The following is a 514-nucleotide window of genomic DNA, read 5'->3' on the forward strand; positions in this document are numbered from 1 at the left end:
AGTCTATTCCATCTGCTCGCCAGGAGTAAAGCGCTTTTCGTCTGGATAAATGCCGATGATGTCTGCGTCGAGCATCCAAATGTCCACGGACGGATCGTCGCTGCTGATTTGATATAGGTTGTACAGCTCCCGTCCGCCGACAGCACGCTCGCCTCGCGGCTCAACCGCCAGAACCTTGCCGTGGCCTTCTCCGTGCTCGTCCAGGTATATGACGTGATCACCGACTTCATAGCTTTCTTTCGTGACGAGGCGTGAACGCGAGTTGTTCTGCGATTCAACCACCCAGGAATCCAGCACGCCGCCTTTCATGTCGCGGAACAATCTTGCCGATTTGTCGCAATCGAACACGCCCAGAACTTCGCCGTCTTTCAACACGATATGTACGATAGGAAGAAGAGTATTCATGTTTAATCTCCATTGACTGATAATTAGAGTCTAATCTGCCGAAAAGTTCCCGTAAAGAATAATTTTCTCATAACTGATTAGTTGCAACTGTTAATCTGATGTATATGTT

1 protein-coding gene is annotated in these 514 nt (G+C 48.6%); it reads right to left on the bottom strand.

Going from position 1 to position 514, the window contains the following annotated elements:
- Positions 1 to 3: 3 nt before the first annotated feature.
- Entirely contained in the window at positions 4 to 405 is a 402-nt protein-coding gene (locus HNW77_RS17315) for a hypothetical protein (RefSeq protein WP_015994894.1), read from the bottom strand.
- Between the last annotated feature and the right edge of the window lie 109 nt (positions 406 to 514).

Origin of the sequence: Komagataeibacter melomenusus (assembly GCF_013155395.1) — a bacterium.
GTDB lineage: Bacteria > Pseudomonadota > Alphaproteobacteria > Acetobacterales > Acetobacteraceae > Komagataeibacter > Komagataeibacter melomenusus.